12 protein-coding genes are annotated in these 15,079 nt (G+C 66.2%); 7 read left to right on the forward strand and 5 right to left on the reverse strand.

The window, feature by feature from the left end; genetic code table 11:
* The first annotated feature begins 67 nt into the window (after positions 1-67).
* The 4 genes from SPR01S_RS19085 (at position 68) to SPR01S_RS19100 (ending at position 4,867) form a co-directional block, all read left to right on the forward strand.
* Positions 68-319 (forward strand): ATP synthase F1 subunit epsilon, encoded by a 252-nt coding sequence (locus tag SPR01S_RS19085; RefSeq protein WP_066592659.1) that lies wholly within the window; start codon positions 68-70, stop codon positions 317-319.
* A 219-nt stretch (positions 320-538) separates the two neighbouring features.
* Positions 539-2,059, forward strand: a complete 1,521-nt coding sequence (locus SPR01S_RS19090) for a TadA family conjugal transfer-associated ATPase (RefSeq protein WP_066592662.1) — start codon at positions 539-541, stop codon at positions 2,057-2,059.
* Positions 2,060-2,165: 106 nt separating this feature from the next.
* A complete protein-coding gene (locus tag SPR01S_RS19095; protein WP_245662110.1) occupies positions 2,166-3,362 on the forward strand; it encodes an aspartyl protease family protein in 1,197 nt (398 codons plus the stop codon).
* 11 nt (positions 3,363-3,373) lie between these two features.
* Positions 3,374-4,867 carry an ArnT family glycosyltransferase gene (locus tag SPR01S_RS19100; protein WP_245662112.1) on the forward strand — a complete coding sequence of 498 codons (1,494 nt, stop codon included), beginning with the start codon at positions 3,374-3,376 and terminating at the stop codon, positions 4,865-4,867.
* Here SPR01S_RS19100 and SPR01S_RS19105 read toward each other — a convergent pair.
* Entirely contained in the window at positions 4,836-5,033 is a 198-nt protein-coding gene (locus SPR01S_RS19105) for a hypothetical protein (protein WP_066592665.1), read from the reverse strand. The genes SPR01S_RS19100 and SPR01S_RS19105 overlap by 32 nt on opposite strands.
* 5 nt (positions 5,034-5,038) lie before the next feature.
* A complete protein-coding gene (gene phaR / locus SPR01S_RS19110; protein WP_066592666.1) occupies positions 5,039-5,596 on the reverse strand; it encodes a polyhydroxyalkanoate synthesis repressor PhaR in 558 nt (185 codons plus the stop codon).
* 43 nt (positions 5,597-5,639) lie between these two features.
* On the opposite strand from phaR, the gene SPR01S_RS19115 reads away from it, so the two are divergent.
* Complete coding sequence (locus SPR01S_RS19115; protein ID WP_066592668.1) at positions 5,640-6,671, forward strand: alpha/beta hydrolase; 1,032 nt, start codon at positions 5,640-5,642, stop codon at positions 6,669-6,671.
* Positions 6,672-6,706: 35 nt separating this feature from the next.
* Positions 6,707-7,879, forward strand: a complete 1,173-nt coding sequence (locus SPR01S_RS19120; protein ID WP_066592669.1) for an acetyl-CoA C-acetyltransferase — start codon at positions 6,707-6,709, stop codon at positions 7,877-7,879.
* A 39-nt stretch (positions 7,880-7,918) separates the two neighbouring features.
* Here the strand turns inward: SPR01S_RS19120 and SPR01S_RS19125 are convergent, their stop codons facing one another.
* A complete protein-coding gene (locus SPR01S_RS19125; protein ID WP_066592672.1) occupies positions 7,919-8,947 on the reverse strand; it encodes an alanine racemase in 1,029 nt (342 codons plus the stop codon).
* Between the two features lie 49 nt (positions 8,948-8,996).
* Positions 8,997-10,589: an MFS transporter gene (locus SPR01S_RS19130; RefSeq protein WP_066592675.1), complete on the reverse strand. Its 1,593-nt coding sequence runs from the start codon at positions 10,587-10,589 to the stop codon at positions 8,997-8,999.
* A gap of 322 nt (positions 10,590-10,911) precedes the next feature.
* Between SPR01S_RS19130 and SPR01S_RS19135 the strand changes: the two genes are divergently transcribed.
* Positions 10,912-12,870, forward strand: coding sequence for an AAA family ATPase (locus tag SPR01S_RS19135; RefSeq protein WP_066592678.1), 1,959 nt, complete (start codon positions 10,912-10,914; stop codon positions 12,868-12,870).
* 172 nt (positions 12,871-13,042) lie between these two features.
* Here the strand turns inward: SPR01S_RS19135 and SPR01S_RS19140 are convergent, their stop codons facing one another.
* Positions 13,043-14,992: a M1 family metallopeptidase gene (locus tag SPR01S_RS19140; protein ID WP_066592680.1), complete on the reverse strand. Its 1,950-nt coding sequence runs from the start codon at positions 14,990-14,992 to the stop codon at positions 13,043-13,045.
* Positions 14,993-15,079 lie beyond the last annotated feature (87 nt).

Raw genomic sequence — 15,079 nt, forward strand, 5'->3', positions numbered from 1 at the left:
CCCACTCGGCTCTGCCGAGCGGGCCCCTCCCTCTCCCACAAGGGGAGAGGGAAAACAGGACAAGGCAATGCTGCATTTCGAACTCGTCACGCCCGAAAAGCTGCTCCGCTCGGAGGAAGTCTATCAGGTCGTCGTGCCCGGCACCGAGGGCGATTTCGGTGTGCTGGAGGGCCATGCCCCCTTCATGTCGACGATCCGCGACGGCAACCTCGCGATCTACCGTGCCGACAAGTCGGAGCCCGAACTGGTCCCGATCCGGGGCGGGTTCGCCGAGGTATCGGCGAGCGGACTGACGGTGCTGGCCGAACAGGCCGGCTAAGCTCCGCCGATCAGGGCCGACCACCAGACCCGCTGCTCGCGACGAGCTGCGGGTCTTGTCGTATCTGACGGCCGTGGATCACCCCATTCTGGCGTTTTTCGTCGGGCGCATCGCCGCCTGGCCCGTCGTCACGCAAGCTCGACCCGGCATCTGCTTGGTTAGTAAATTGTCAAATCTTAGCCCCTACGAACCGGACCTGATCATGAAGGAACGAGGGGCATGAGCGCGTTCGGACGCCGTAGTGGATTGGGTGCCGGGCAGCCTGCGCGGCCGGCTTTCGGCGTGGCGCGTCCGATGCAGGGCGGGGGCGCACAGCCCGCCGCGGATACTGCCGAACAGTTTCCGCCGCTTCCCGATACGAACGAGACCGAGGCCGATCTGCCGGGCAATATGCCGGGCAGCAATGGCGACGCGATGGCGCGCCTGACCGAGCGTCAGAATTCCAGCGGCGAAGCCGCCGGCATGAAGGCCGAAGGGTTCGAGGCATCGGTCCACAAGATCAAGGAGCAGGTGCTGCCGCGCCTGCTCGAACGCGTCGATCCCGAGGCCGCCGCCACACTCAACAAGGACGAGCTGGCCGAGGAATTCCGCCCGATCATCGGCGAGGTGCTGGCGGAGCTCAAGCTGACGCTCAACCGCCGCGAGCAATTCGCGCTCGAAAAGGTGCTGGTCGACGAATTGCTCGGCCTGGGCCCGTTGGAAGAGCTGATCGCCGACCCCGATATCAGCGATATCATGGTCAATGGCCCCAACCAGACCTTCATCGAAAAGAAGGGCCGGCTGGAGATCGCGCCGATCCAATTCCGCGACGAGGAGCATCTGTTCCAGATCGCGCAGCGCATCTGCAACTCGGTCGGCCGCCGCGTCGACCAGACCACGCCGCTTGCCGACGCCCGCCTCAAGGACGGCAGCCGCGTCAACGTGATCGTCCCGCCGCTCAGCTTGCGCGGTACCGCGATATCGATTCGCAAATTCTCCAACAAGCCGATCACGCTCGACATGATGGCGAGCTTCGGCTCGATGTCGCAGAAGATGGCGACCGCGCTCAAGATCGCGGGCGCGTGCCGGTTCAACGTCGTCATCTCGGGCGGTACCGGCTCCGGTAAGACGACGATGCTCAACGCCCTTTCGAAGATGATCGACCCGGGCGAGCGCGTGCTGACGATCGAGGACGCGGCAGAACTCCGGCTGCAGCAGCCGCATTGGCTGCCGCTCGAAACCCGCCCCGCCAACCTCGAAGGCCAGGGCGAAATCTCCATTCGCGACCTGGTCAAGAACGCACTGCGTATGCGGCCGGATCGCATCATCCTCGGCGAAATTCGCGGGTCGGAATGTTTCGACCTGCTCGCCGCGATGAACACCGGTCACGACGGATCGATGTGTACGCTCCACTCCAACTCCCCGCGCGAATGCCTGGGCCGTATGGAGAACATGGTGCTGATGGGGGACATCAAGATCCCGAAGGAAGCGATCAGCCGCCAGATCGCCGATTCGGTCGACATGATCGTCCAGGTGAAGCGCCTGCGCGACGGCAGCCGCCGCGTGACCAACATTACCGAGGTGATCGGCATGGAAGGGCCGGTCATCGTGACGCAGGAGCTCTTCAAGTTCGAATATCAGAGCGAATCGGCCGACGGTAAGATCATCGGCGAATATCGCGCGATGGGGCTGCGCCCCTACACGCTCGAAAAGGCGCGCCAATTCGGATTCGACCAGGCGTATCTCGAAGCCTGTCTCTGACGGGACGCCCGAGGCGTTTCAGCCAGTCATCGCCGCAACACCGCTAACGCGGTTAATCGCTATTTTACACCGTATCCGCGCGGTCTCGACCGGTATAAGCGGGGGCATGCGCCGCCGCATGCTGCCCTTGCTGATGTTCGCCGCCTTGCCGTTGTGCGGGGCGATGGCGCCGGCGATGCCCGAACCGCCAGCCGAACGCGTCGTGCTCTCGCCCGATACCGAGGCGCAATGGGTGCCATTCGACCTCACGCCGGGTAACCAGATCCAATTCAAGATGACGGTCGACGGCCGGCCGGTCACCGCGATCCTGGATACCGGGTTCAGCCTGTCGGTGGTGTCGCGCCGGTTCGCCACCCGCGCCGGCCTGAAAGTCTCGGCCGGCGGCGAAGGCGTGGGCATCGGCGGATCGGTCGCGATGGGCCTGATCAACGGGGGAAATTTGGCGATCGGCGGCTTGACCCGCAGCGGCGGCCGATTAGGCGTACTCGACTTGCCAAGCGGTGCCACCGGCAACGGCGCCACGATCGACGCGGTGATCGGCAGCGACCTGCTGCGCCGCTATGCGCTCGACATCGACTTCGCCGCACAGCGTTTCCGCCTGTTGCCGAGCGGCCGCATGCCCTTTTCCGGCCAGACCGCGCCGCTGGCGATGGCCCTGCGCGACCAATTCTATGTCAGCGAGATGTCGATCGACGGCACGCGACTGCGCCCGATGATCGTCGACACCGGCGACGGCGCGACGATCACCATGTCGGACGAGGCATGGAAATCGGTCGGCGGCGTCAAGCCGACCACGACCACCACCATTTCGTACAGCATCGCCGGACCAGTCACGTCCGAGCTGACCGTGCTGCCCGCGGTCCGCGTCGGCGAGACGATGGTGCGCGAAGCCGAAGCGCGGATCGAGCCAGGTCGCGGCTTTTCGGCGCAGATGGGCGCCGCGGGGCGTATCGGGCTGGGCTATCTGCAGCGCTACCGCGTCCTGCTCGATCCCGGCGCTGGCCGCATGGTGATGGCGGCCGGTAGCGATGTCGACCGCCCCCCGCTGCGGTCGACCAGCGGCTTGCTGCTCGGCTTCTATAGCGATCGCCTGCGCGTGCTCCACGTCATGCGCGGCAGCCCGGCGGCCAGCACCGGCTGGCAAGCGGGCGACGAAATCTGCAGCGTCGACGGCCAGCCGATCACGCCCGATTACGCCAGCGAGCCGATCTCGACCTGGTCGGTCGCCGATCCCGGCCGAACCGTGCGCCTGGGCATCTGCGGCGGTGGCGAGCGCAAGCTGACGCTGGAGCGCTTCTATTGAGCGCAGGCGGGTTGGATCGTCTCAAGGCCTGGCAGATGGCGGCGGTGCTCGCGGTCGTCGCGCTCGCCTTGCGCGCCTGGGATTTCGGCAATCCAGTCATCCATGTCGACGAGCAATATTATCTGCTGGTCGGCGACCGCATGGTGCACGGCGCGATACCCTATCTCGATATCTGGGACCGCAAGCCGGTTGGACTGTTCCTGCTCTACGCCGCGATGCGGCTGCTGCCGGGCGACGGCGTCATCGCCTATCAATTGGTCGCGAGCCTGTTCGCCACCGCGACCGCCTATATGGTGTGGCGCGCGGCGTTACGGACGGGAGCGAGCCGGACGGGGGCGCTGGCGGCAGGCGCGGCCTATCTGATCTGGTTGCCGTTGCTGGGTGGCCGCGGCGGACAATCGCCGGTCTTCTACAATCTGTTCGTTGCCGGCGCAGCGCTGATCGCGCTCCACTTGCCCGAGCGCGCGCGGGCAGGCGCGACCCGCGCGATCGTCGCTTGGGGCACGTTCGCCTGCCTGCTCGGCGGGTTGGCGATCCAGACCAAATACACGCCCGCGATCGAAGGCGCGTTCATCGGTTGCGCCCATCTCTGGTATCTGCGCCGCGCCGGCGCGGGCTGGGCGACGTTCGCGGGAGCAGCCTTGATGTGGCTGTTGGCGGGCCTGGCGCCGACATTGGCGATAGCGGGCTATTACTGGCATCTCGGCCCGCAGGCATTCGACGCCTTCTGGTTCGCCAACGTCACGTCGATTTTCCTGCGCGCGGGCTATCCGGCCGATCAATTGGCGATGCGGCTGCTCGGCATCGTCGCCAGCTTGTCGCCGTTGATCGTGTCGGCTGCGATCGCCTGGGCGTGGCGGCCCCGCGCCGATCGCAGCGAGGAAGCGCTGATCGGGTTCGGCTGGCTGGCGGCGGCCGGCGGCGGGTTCCTGCTGATCGGCACATTCTTCGACCATTACGCATTGCCTCTGGTCGCGCCGATCGCGGTGGTCGCGGCGCGCGCGCTGGGCCGGTCGTCGCGGCTGCTCATCGCCACGCTGGCACTCGGGCTGCTGCTCAACGTCGTCGAGCGCGGGATCAAGAGCAACGATGGCGAAGGCGCTTATGCGGTGGCAGCATTGGTCAGGGCCAACAGCCATGACGGCTGCCCCTATGTCTTTATCGGCGACACCTTCACCTACGAGCGCGCCGGCACCTGTCTGCCGACGCGCTACGCCTTTCCGAACTTGTTGGCCTATACCACCGAGCAGGGCGCGACCGGGATCGACGAGGCGGGCGAGGTCCGGCGCATCCTCGCTGCACGGCCACCGGTGATCGTCACGTCGACGCGCCTGCTCGGCATCTGGAACCCGGGCAGCCTGGCTGCGCTGAAGACGGCGCTGGGCGGCTATCGCGTGATCTACAGCGTGCCGCGCGCCGATTATCGCACTTTGGTCTATCTGCGCCGCGACCTGCCCGCTCGCGAAGTACCGGCTACAATTGGAACGCCACAGCCGCTGCGATGATCGCGCCGATCAGCGCGAATACCTGAAGATTGCGCCAATCGACCAACGACACGCGATCGAGATCGGCACGCTTGCGATGGCGCCAGTCGACAAGGGCGGCCGCGAGCGCCGTCAGCGCCAGGACGGCCGCGACCGCCCCGGCGATCTGTTTCGCCGAAAAACCCACGATATCTAGTGGCCGAGCTTCTCGATCTTTTCCTGCAACCGGGCCAATTCGGCCTTGAGCGCAGAGACGTCGTCCTCGCCGCTGGCCGGCTTCGGCGCCGCACTCGCGCTCGTGCTCGCCTGCGGCTTGAACGCAGAGGTCGCCGCCTCGAACATCGCCATGTTGCGCTTGGCGATCTCGGCAAAGGGCGAATTGGCGAACGCGCCTTCGACCGCCGATTTGAACTGTTCCTGGTTGCGACGGAAGCTGTCCATCGACGCTTCGAGATAGCTCGGCACGAACGCCTGCATCGAATCGCCGTACATCGCGATCAGCTGGCGCAGGAAATTAACCGGCAGCATCGTCTGGCCGCGCGCTTCCTCTTCCATGATGATCTGGGTCAACACGTTGTGCGTGATGTCCTCATCGGTCTTGGCGTCGACGACCTTGAAATCGCGCCCTTCGCGCGTCATCGCGGCGAGATGGTCGAGCGTGATGTAGGACGAGCTTTCGGTATTATAGAGTCGACGATTGGCGTATTTCTTGATGATCACCGGGCCGTCAGTGGCCGCCTGCTTCTTCATGATGGGGACGCCCCTCCAATGATTTCTCGCGGCTGTACCATCAATGCATGATGCACCGCAACATGGACCGCGTCCATTACCGTTGTTCCTCGACATGCTGCGCGAAGAGACCGCAGCATCGCCCGAGCGCCGCGCCGCCGCACTGGCTGGGCTGAAGGCGTATCAAGAGGCGCCGCGCAAGGGCAAAAGGCGTCTCGCACCGATACGATACAGACAGCAGCGGGCCCGCCTTCGCGACTATGGTGGCGCTGGCCGGCCGGTGATCTTCGTGCCGTCGCTGATCAACCCGCCTTTCATCCTCGATCTTGCGCCGCAAAATTCCTTGTTGCGCTGGTGCAGCGAACAAGGGCTGCATCCCTATTTGCTCGATTGGGGCGAGCCGTCACCGGCCAATCGCGCGCTGGACGTGACCGCGCATGTCGAGCGCATCCTGTTGCCGTTGATCGCCAGGTTCGACGAGCCGCCCTTGCTGGTCGGCTATTGCCTGGGGGGCACGCTGGCACTCGGCGCTGCGGCGGCGGGCGGCGTCGCGGGCGTCGCGCTGATTGCCGCGCCCTGGCATTTCGCCGGCTTTGGCGGCGCGCGCGCGGCGATCGGCGAGTTGTGGCAATCGGCCAAGCCCTCGTGCGAACGGATGGGGCTGGTGCCGATGGAAGTGCTGCAGACCGGGTTCTGGCGCCTCGACCCGGGCCGCACGGTGAGCAAGTATGAAGCGTTCGGGCGGATGGAGCCGGGTAGTCCCGCCTGGAATGGCTTCGTCGCCCTGGAGGATTGGGCGAATGCCGGCGCGCCGTTGCCCTATGCCGCCGGTCGACAATTGTTCGAGGACTTCGTCGGCGACGACCTAACCGGCAAGGGCAGCTGGACCGTCGCGGGTCGCACGGTCGATCCGCACGCTTTGCCCTGCCCGGCGGTCGAATTCGTCTCGCTCAGCGACCGCATCGTTCCGAAGGAAAGCGCCGCGGACTTGGCAAACCGTCACGATTTGGGCGCCGGCCATGTCGGTATGATCGTTGGTGGCCGGGCGAAGGTACAATTGTGGGAGCCGCTAGCGCAGTGGTTAAAGCGCGCCTAGATAGCCGCCAAACCCACACCTGAATCGGAGTCTCCATGACCGACATCGTCATCACCGCCGCCAAGCGTACACCGGTCGGCAGCTTCATGGGCGCGTTCGGCGGGACCCCGGCGCACGAGCTTGGCCGCATCGCGATCGAGGCCGCGCTGGCACAGGCGGGAGTCGCGGGCGAGGAAGTGTCCGAAGTCATCCTGGGCCAAGTGCTGACCGCCGCGCAGGGCCAGAATCCGGCGCGCCAGGCATCGATGGCAGCAGGCGTGCCCAAGGAAATCCCCGCTTGGGGCGTCAACCAGGTGTGCGGATCGGGCCTGCGGACGGTGGCGCTGGCGGCTCAGGCGGTCGCGACCGGCGATGCGCGGATCGTCGTCGCCGGCGGCCAAGAGTCGATGTCGCTGAGCGCGCATGCCCAGACCATCCGCGCCGGGCAGAAGATGGGAACGCTAGAGCTGATCGACACGATGATCCGCGACGGCCTGACCGACGTCTTCAACGGCTATCATATGGGGATCACCGCCGAAAACCTGGCCGAGCAGTATCAGATCACGCGCCAGATGCAGGACGAGTTCTCGGTCCGCTCGCAGAACCTGGCCGACGCTGCACGCTCGTCGGGCCGGTTTCGCGACGAGATCGTCCCGGTGACGATCAAGGGCCGCAAGGGCGACACGGTAGTCGCCGACGACGAATATATCCGTGCGGGCGTGACCATCGACAGCGTGTCGGGCGTGCGTCCGGCGTTCAAGAAGGACGGCACGGTGACCGCAGCCAATGCTTCCGGCCTGAACGACGGCGCGGCCGCCTTGGTGGTGATGTCGGCCGACGAGGCGGCGAAGCGCGGCGCCCCGGTGCTCGCGCGGATCGCGAGCTGGGCATCGGCCGGGGTCGATCCGTCGATCATGGGTATCGGCCCGGTGCCGGCAACGCGTCGTGCGCTGGAAAAGGCCGGCTGGTCGATCGCCGATCTCGATCTGATCGAGGCCAATGAGGCGTTTGCCGCCCAGGCACTGTCGGTCGGCAAGGAACTCGGCTGGGACCCCGACAAGGTCAACGTCAATGGCGGCGCGATCGCGATCGGCCACCCGATCGGCGCATCGGGCGCGCGCGTGCTGACGACTCTGCTCTACGAAATGGCCAAGCGCGACGCGAAAAAGGGCTTGGCGACGCTCTGCATCGGCGGCGGGATGGGAATCGCGATGTGCGTCGAGCGGTGAGCTGAAAAGTCGGTGACCGGCTCCTCTGATGGGGGCCGGTCAACCGATCCGCTTGAACCGCGCCCCCAGGCCCGTCAGCAATTCATATTGCGACATACTCGACTGCCCCGCAGCGCGCGGCAGATCGAAATCGATTGCCAGCCAATCGCCCTCCGCCACATCCTGGCCGGTCACGTCGATCGCGATCAGGTCCATCGACACGCGACCAATCAACGGCAGGACCGTGTCCTCGATCAACGCCGCGCCCCGTCCCGAAAAACCCCGGAAATACCCGTCGGCGTAGCCGTAATTGAGGATCGCCACATCGGTATCCGCAGGGGCGACCCAGGTCGCGTTGTACCCCACCGCCTCCCCTGCCCGAACGGTACGGCGCTGGAGCACCTGCGCTTCGGGGAAGGCCACTTGCGTTATGACGCCGGCAAGCTCGGGCCGCGGGACGCCGCCATAAAGCGCGAGGCCCGGGCGCGTGAGGTCAAAGGTGTAATCCGACCCGAGCGCGATCCCGGCGGAATTGGCGAGGCTCAGCCGTCGCGCCGCTACCTTTTCGCCCATCGCGACGAACCGTCCGCGTTGCTCGCCATTCTGTGCGCTATCCTCGTCGGCCGAGGCGAGGTGGCTCATCACCGTATCGACCACGAGCCCGTCGAGCGCGCGGGCGGCGAGATCGCCCTCGTCCAGCCCGAGTCGGTTCATGCCCGTATCGAGCATGACATGGCATGCGCCGCCACCTGCGCTCCGCCAGCGACTGGCCTGCGTGGCCGTGTTGAGCACCGGCGTCGCGATGCCCGACAGCGCCAGCTCCATGTCCTCGTCGCGCACACCGTGGAACACCGACAGGCTGGGCAATTGAAGCGGCGCGAGCGCGGCGGCTTCGGCCCAGGTGGCAACGAAGAAGTCGCGGCACCCGGCAGCGGCCAGCGTCTCCGCGACCCACGCGGCACCAAGCCCATAGCCGTCGGCCTTGATCGCCGCGCCGCACGCCGCGGTCCCGCTCAGTCGCGCCAGCGCGCGCCAATTGGCCACAAGCGCGTCGGCATCGCGACGCAGGCGGAGGGGAAGCTCGAACATTCGCGCTGCCTAGCGGGAGGCGGCGCGGCGTGCCACCCCTGGGCCGGGTTCAATCCGGAAGCTTGTCGCCTTTCCACTTCAAGCCCCAGAGCGACACCAGCAACGCCATCAACACCACGATCCAGGTGTACCACAGCCCCGCATAGGGATTGCCGGTCTTCGCGACGATATATTGGCTGATGAAGGGCAGGAAGCCGCCAAAATAGCCGGTGCCGATATGATAGGGAATCGACATCGAGCTATAGCGGATGCGCGCCGGAAACATCTCGGCAAGCAAAGCCGCGACCGGACCGTAAGTTGCCCCCGCCAGTGCGCCCATCACCAGCATCGCGAAAATGATGACCGCGATCCCGATCGCCGTCGGGCGTACCTTGTCGAGCTTGTATCCATTGGCAGCGAGCGCCGCGTCCAGCCCGGCCGGGCTGATATCGGGCACCGCGTCTCCGCCTATGATCACCGCGATCGCGGGCGTGGTATCCTTGGTATAGGCGATGCCCTTTTTCGAGAAATAGTCGAGCAGCTGGCCGCATTCGTCGACCTGCTTCGCAGCGAACGGATCATAGGTGCAGTGCGGCCCCGACACGATCACCGGAGCGCGCTTCGCGGCATGGGCGAGATCGGGATTGGCGGCGCTGCCTATGACCCAGAAGATCGGGAACAGCAGGGCAAGGGTCACCGCATAGCCGATCACGATCGGCCCCTTGCGACCGACGCGATCGGACAGGCGCCCGAAATAGATGAACCAGAACAATCCCGCGCCGCCGGCGACCCCGACGATCAGTTGCGCGGTGGTTTCCTCGACGCGCATCGTCGTCGTCAGGAATGACAAGGTCGAGAAGAGCGCGGTGTACCAGATCACGGTCAGGCCGGCGGCGACCCCGAACAAGGCGACGAACAGGCGCTTGAGGTTGCCGGGGTAAGTGAAGCTGGAAACGATCGGGTTCTTGACCGTCTCCCCCGCTTCCTTGATCGCCCGGAAAACCGGGCTCTCGCTGAGCTTGAGCCGCATCCACAAAGATACCGCGAGCAGCACCAGCGAGAACAGGAACGGAAACCGCCATGCCCAGGCCGACCAGGCCGCTTCGCTCACGGCAAGCTTGGTCAGCAGCACCACCGCCAGGCTGAGGATGAAACCGCCCGCGACGCAGGCCTGGATGAAGCTGGTATAGAAGCCCGATTTGCCCGGCGGCGAATGCTCAGCGACATAGATCGCCGCCCCGCCATACTCGCCGCCCAGCGCCAGCCCCTGCAAGACGCGCAACAGGATGATGATTCCCGGCGCCCATAGGCCGATCTGGGCGGCGGGCGGGATCAAGCCGACTCCCGCCGTCGCGATGCCCATCAAGGTGATCGTGACGAGGAAGGTATATTTGCGCCCGAGCTTGTCGCCGAGATAACCGAACAGCACCGCGCCCAGCGGACGGAAACCGAACCCGACCGCGAAACCCGCCCAGGCGAGCAAAGTCTGGACCATCTCGTTTCCCGCCGGGAAGAACGCCGCGCCGATGATCTTGGCCAAGGTGCCGTAGATGAAGAAATCGTACCACTCGAACGCGGTGCCGAGCGACGATGCCGCGATGACCAGCCGGATGTCGGATGGGCTGGGATCGGGCCGCAACTCTTCCGCCATTACCGTCGCCATCGATGATTCCCCCTGTTTTGCCGCCGGTGTAGCGTGTCGCGTGACGGCGGCAAGCTTGATGCTTGGCCGCGATGCTTGACGTTATCGGTGCGTGGGCGTAACGGGCCCGGCCTCGGGTGGCGAGTCCGCCCGATACGTGAGGACACTGCATGTTTGGACGCAAGATCATAACGGGGCTCCGCTCCGTCCGCGTCCCGCGCCAGCCCTAGCGCAAGCCCTTGCGCGCCGGCCCGCGGGCATCGGGCGCGCCGATCTCCACAACCACTGAAAAGAGCTGTCGCGTGCGTGCGCCTTTGCGCGCGTGCGGCACGAAGGAGATGTCATGGGCGAGTTGCGCCTGGTGGCGACGCTGTTGCGCCACCTGATCGATACTCATCGAAGCTCCGCTCAGGTCAGCCGCGCGCTGATCGAGTGGAGCGAAACCAATGCGAGCTGGCTGGCGGGCAAGACCATCAAGGATGTGACGGTCGACCTCGGCTGGATCGAGAAAATGGCGAAGCGCGCGGCGAAAGCGGGCGATGCCGACGACGCGCTGGCGACGCTGACCGCGTCGTTGGGCGACATGCTGCAGCTGGGCGAGTTCGACCGCCGTCTGCTGTTCTACGCGCTCGTGTTCGAGCGACGCCCGCGTGCCAACGCGCTGGCGCGAGCCATGGCGCGCGCGCAAGTCGACATGGCGGCGATGATCGGCATCGCGGCCGGCGCACCCAGCGCCGGCGCCACGCGTGCCAGCCCGGTGATGCGGCTGGGCCTGTTCGAGCTGTCGCAGGAATATCTGTCCGCGCCGCGGATAGAGACGGCCTGGCGGTTCGAACGCCTGCTCGATCGCGGCATCGAGGATGGCGAGGAAATCGTCACCGCGATGGTCGGCATGCGCCAGCAGGCACGCCTGCCGCTTGACGCATTCCCGCAGGCCAAGGACTACGCCGGCATGCTCGCGCGGATGCTGCGCGGCGCGGTCGCAACGCGCGCCGAGGGGGTCAACATCCTGATCCACGGACCGCCGGGGACGGGCAAGACCGAGTTCGCGCGTAGCCTGGCGGCCGCCGCGGGCGTGGTCTTGTTCGCGGTCGGCGAGAATGTGTTCGATGGCGAGGAACCGACCCGCGATGACCGGATCGAGTCGCTCATTATCGGCCAGCGAGCATTCGCGACACGGGGCAATACCGTGTTGCTGTTCGACGAGTTCGAGGATTTGATCGGCGATGCGGCACGCGGAAGCGGCAATTCGATCCATGGGCGACAAGGCTCAAAGGTATTCGTCAACCGGATGCTGGAAACCAACAAGCTGCCGGTGATCTGGACCAGCAACGCGATCGGCAACGTCGATCCCGCCATTCTGCGGCGGATGAGCTTCGTGCTGCACATGAAGCAGCCGTCGGCGCGGGCGGCGCGGCAAGTGCTCGCGCGGATCGCGGCGGAGGAAGGCGTGGCGGTACCCGCGGCGTTCGACGCGCTGGTCGCGCGGGCGCCAGAAGCCGCGAGCATTGCGCGTGTCGCGATCCGATCGGCAAAGCTCGGCGGCGACGATGCGGTGGCGGCGGCCGAGTCGCTCGTCACGGCGCTGTCGGGGCGGTTGCGACCGGTCGAAGGCACCGCGGCGTTCGACCCCGCGCTGGTCGAAGCGGACATCGACGTCGCTGCCTTGCTCGATCGCGTAACGCGGCCGGACAGCCCTCGCGACTTCTCGCTGCTGCTGACGGGCCCGCCGGGCACCGGCAAGACCGCGCTGGCGCATCATCTGGCCGAGCGGCTCGACCGGCCGCTGATCGTCAAACGCGCGTCGGACCTGTTGTCCAAATGGGTCGGCGGGACCGAGGCGAACATTGCCGACGCCTTCGCCGAAGCGCGCGAGGAGGAGGCAGTGTTGCTGTTCGACGAGATCGACTCGATCCTCGCCGATCGCGGCAATGCCCAAGCGAGTTGGGAAGTCAGCCAGGTCAACGAATTGCTGACCTGGTTCGAGCGGCATCCGTTGCCGTTCGTCGCGGCGACCAACCATGCGGCGAAACTCGATCCGGCGGCGATGCGTCGGTTCGTGTTCAAGCTTGAGCTGCGCGCACTGTCCCCGGCGCGCGCGGCCCAGGCGTTCGAACGGACGTTCGGCGTTCCTGCTCCGCGCACGTTGGCAGAGTTGCGCGGCGTGACGCCGGGCGATCTCGCGGTGGTGGCGCGCGGGTTGCGCTTCGCCGAGGCGCGGCCCGAACCCGAAGCGCTGGTGGCGCTGGTGGCGAGGGAAGTGGCGTCGCGGCCGGAGAGTGGCGGGCGGATAGGGTTTTGATGAGCCTATTCCCCGCCCCTCCTTCTACACGCTTCCCCGGCGAAGGGTGGGGCCCAGCGGCGACGCGTTCGAGCCGGCGGGACGCCATCGCGATGTCAGGAAACTGGGCCCCGGCCTCCGCCGGGGAAGCGCCCTAGACACGACGGCGGAACGGCACCTCAACCGCCTCGCTTTACGGCTTTCGCGTCGCGACGTTGTTGCTCCGATCGCGATCGGGCAGCTTATGGTCGGGGTCGAGTTCGGCCTTGACCACGTTGCCCTTCGGCACTGCGACGTCGGTCGCCGCCTGACGGATCCACGTCTCCGCCGGCAGCACGATGTCGGTCGTCCGCCCGTCGGCATAGGTCACGCGCAACGTCGCCGGCATGACGAGCTTGTCGCGCGACACGACGCGGACCAGCGGCGTTCCGTCCTTGGCCGTCGAAATGCCGTCGACCGCCAAGTCCATCTGCCAGTTGTTCGCGTACCAGCCGCGCCACCACCAGGACAGGTCCTCGCCGCTCTCGCTTTCCATCGTGCGGAAGAAGTCGGCGGGCTTGGGATGCTTGAACGCCCAGGCGGCGATGAAGCGCCGGAACGCCGCATCGAAGCGCTGCTGCCCAAGGATCTGCTCGCGCAACAGCACCAGACCCAGCGCCGATTTGAAGTAGGTCACCGGGTGGCGGTACTTGTTCAGGATCGTGTCCGACCGCGAAAGGATCGGCGGGGCGTCGGGATCGGCCAGGATCGGCAGGATCTCGTCGACCGGGTTGCCACCGCCGGGCGCATATTCGCCGTCGCGCTTGGGGGCGTACTCGCCGTGGTTGAACTCGTCCGATTCATAGGTGTCGATGAAGGTGTTGAAGCCTTCGTCCATCCACGCATGGCGGCGCTCGTCGAAGCCGACGATCATCGGGAACCAGCTGTGCCCGATCTCATGCGCGCTGATCCAGAACAGCTCCTTGCCCTTGTCCTCGACGCCGTCGAACACGATGCCGGGATATTCCATGCCCGATGCCGGACCGGCGATGTTGATCGCGTTGGGCCAGGGATAGGGGAACCATTTCGCCGAATAGCGCTCGACCGCATCCTTCATATATTCGGTCGAGCGCGCCCATCTGTCGGGGCCAGCCGATTCCGCCGGATAGAAGGACATGGCGAGCGACGCCTTGCCACCCGGCAGGTTGATCCGCGCGGCGTCCCAGGCGAACGCCGACGAGGCGCTGAACGCGACGTCGCGGCTATTGTCCATGTGGAAATGCCAGGTCAGCGGGCCACTCCTGGGCCGCGTGGTGGGGTCACTCACCCGTTCGGGCTCGCGGATCATCACCGTGCGATCGCTGTGCCGCGCCGCCGCCAGCCGCGCCTGTTGCTGCGGCGTGAGCACCTCTTGCGGGTTCACCAGTTCGCCCGACCCGGCGACAATCATGTCCGAGGGCACGGTGATGAAGTAATCGAAATTGCCGTATTCGAGGTAGAATTCCTGCGCGAGATACGGCGCCGTGTCCCAGCCGCGAAGATCATCGAACACCGCCATGCGCGGATACCATTGCGCGACGGAATAGATCGGCGCGCCGTTCTTCGCGGTCATCCAGCCGGTGCGCCCACCGAACGCGTCATTGGGCACTTCGTAATGATAGCGGATATGGATGACCGCCTTGCCGCCTGCCGCGAGCGGAGCCGGCAGCCGCAGCTGTGCGCGCGTGTCGCTGATCAGCGGCGCCACTGGAACGGCGGCCTTACCGAGCGTCACCGACACCTGGTCGAGCGTCATCCCCTCGGTATTGCCGCGGGGCGCTCCGCCTTGCGCCATGCTGCCACGCGATCCGGGGCGGTAGAGGTTCTGGTCGAGCTGGAGCCACAGCACGTCGAGCGCGCTCGGGCTGGCATTGGTATAGGTGATCTCGACCTCGCCCTTGATCGTGTGCGCGGCTGGGTCGAGCGTCGCGTGGATCACGTAATCGGCGCGATTCTGCCAGTAATCGGGGCCGGGCAGGCCGTCGCCGCCGCGATAGCGATTGACCGCCTGGCCCATGTCGAACGGCGCGAAAGTCTCGCGCGGTTGGTAGCTGGAGGGGCTTGCGCCGGTCGTCGCCACGAGAATGAGCGCGGCGGCGGAGAAGCGGGCCAGGCGGCTGAACATCGGGGAGGATCCTGGGCTCGAGGAGGGATTGCCCTTCCGCCACAATGACGAACAATTGTCCAGCAGGGTGGTCTTCGTCGCTGGCCA

Origin of the sequence: Sphingomonas pruni NBRC 15498 (assembly GCF_001598455.1) — a bacterium.
In the GTDB taxonomy this organism is placed as follows: domain Bacteria; phylum Pseudomonadota; class Alphaproteobacteria; order Sphingomonadales; family Sphingomonadaceae; genus Sphingomonas; species Sphingomonas pruni.

Bases quoted from the DNA above. Each gene is read 5' to 3' on its own strand.
- SPR01S_RS19115 (WP_066592668.1), top strand. From the start codon at position 5,640: ATGCATGATGCACCGCAACATGGACCGCGTCCATTACCGTTGTTCCTC.
- SPR01S_RS19085 (WP_066592659.1), top strand. From the start codon at position 68: ATGCTGCATTTCGAACTCGTCACGCCCGAAAAGCTGCTCCGCTCGGAG.
- SPR01S_RS19120 (WP_066592669.1), top strand. From the start codon at position 6,707: ATGACCGACATCGTCATCACCGCCGCCAAGCGTACACCGGTCGGCAGC.
- phaR (WP_066592666.1), bottom strand. From the start codon at position 5,596: ATGAAGAAGCAGGCGGCCACTGACGGCCCGGTGATCATCAAGAAATAC.
- SPR01S_RS19135 (WP_066592678.1), top strand. From the start codon at position 10,912: ATGGGCGAGTTGCGCCTGGTGGCGACGCTGTTGCGCCACCTGATCGAT.
- SPR01S_RS19095 (WP_245662110.1), top strand. From the start codon at position 2,166: ATGCGCCGCCGCATGCTGCCCTTGCTGATGTTCGCCGCCTTGCCGTTG.
- SPR01S_RS19140 (WP_066592680.1), bottom strand. From the start codon at position 14,992: ATGTTCAGCCGCCTGGCCCGCTTCTCCGCCGCCGCGCTCATTCTCGTG.
- SPR01S_RS19090 (WP_066592662.1), top strand. From the start codon at position 539: ATGAGCGCGTTCGGACGCCGTAGTGGATTGGGTGCCGGGCAGCCTGCG.
- SPR01S_RS19125 (WP_066592672.1), bottom strand. From the start codon at position 8,947: ATGTTCGAGCTTCCCCTCCGCCTGCGTCGCGATGCCGACGCGCTTGTG.
- SPR01S_RS19130 (WP_066592675.1), bottom strand. From the start codon at position 10,589: ATGGCGACGGTAATGGCGGAAGAGTTGCGGCCCGATCCCAGCCCATCC.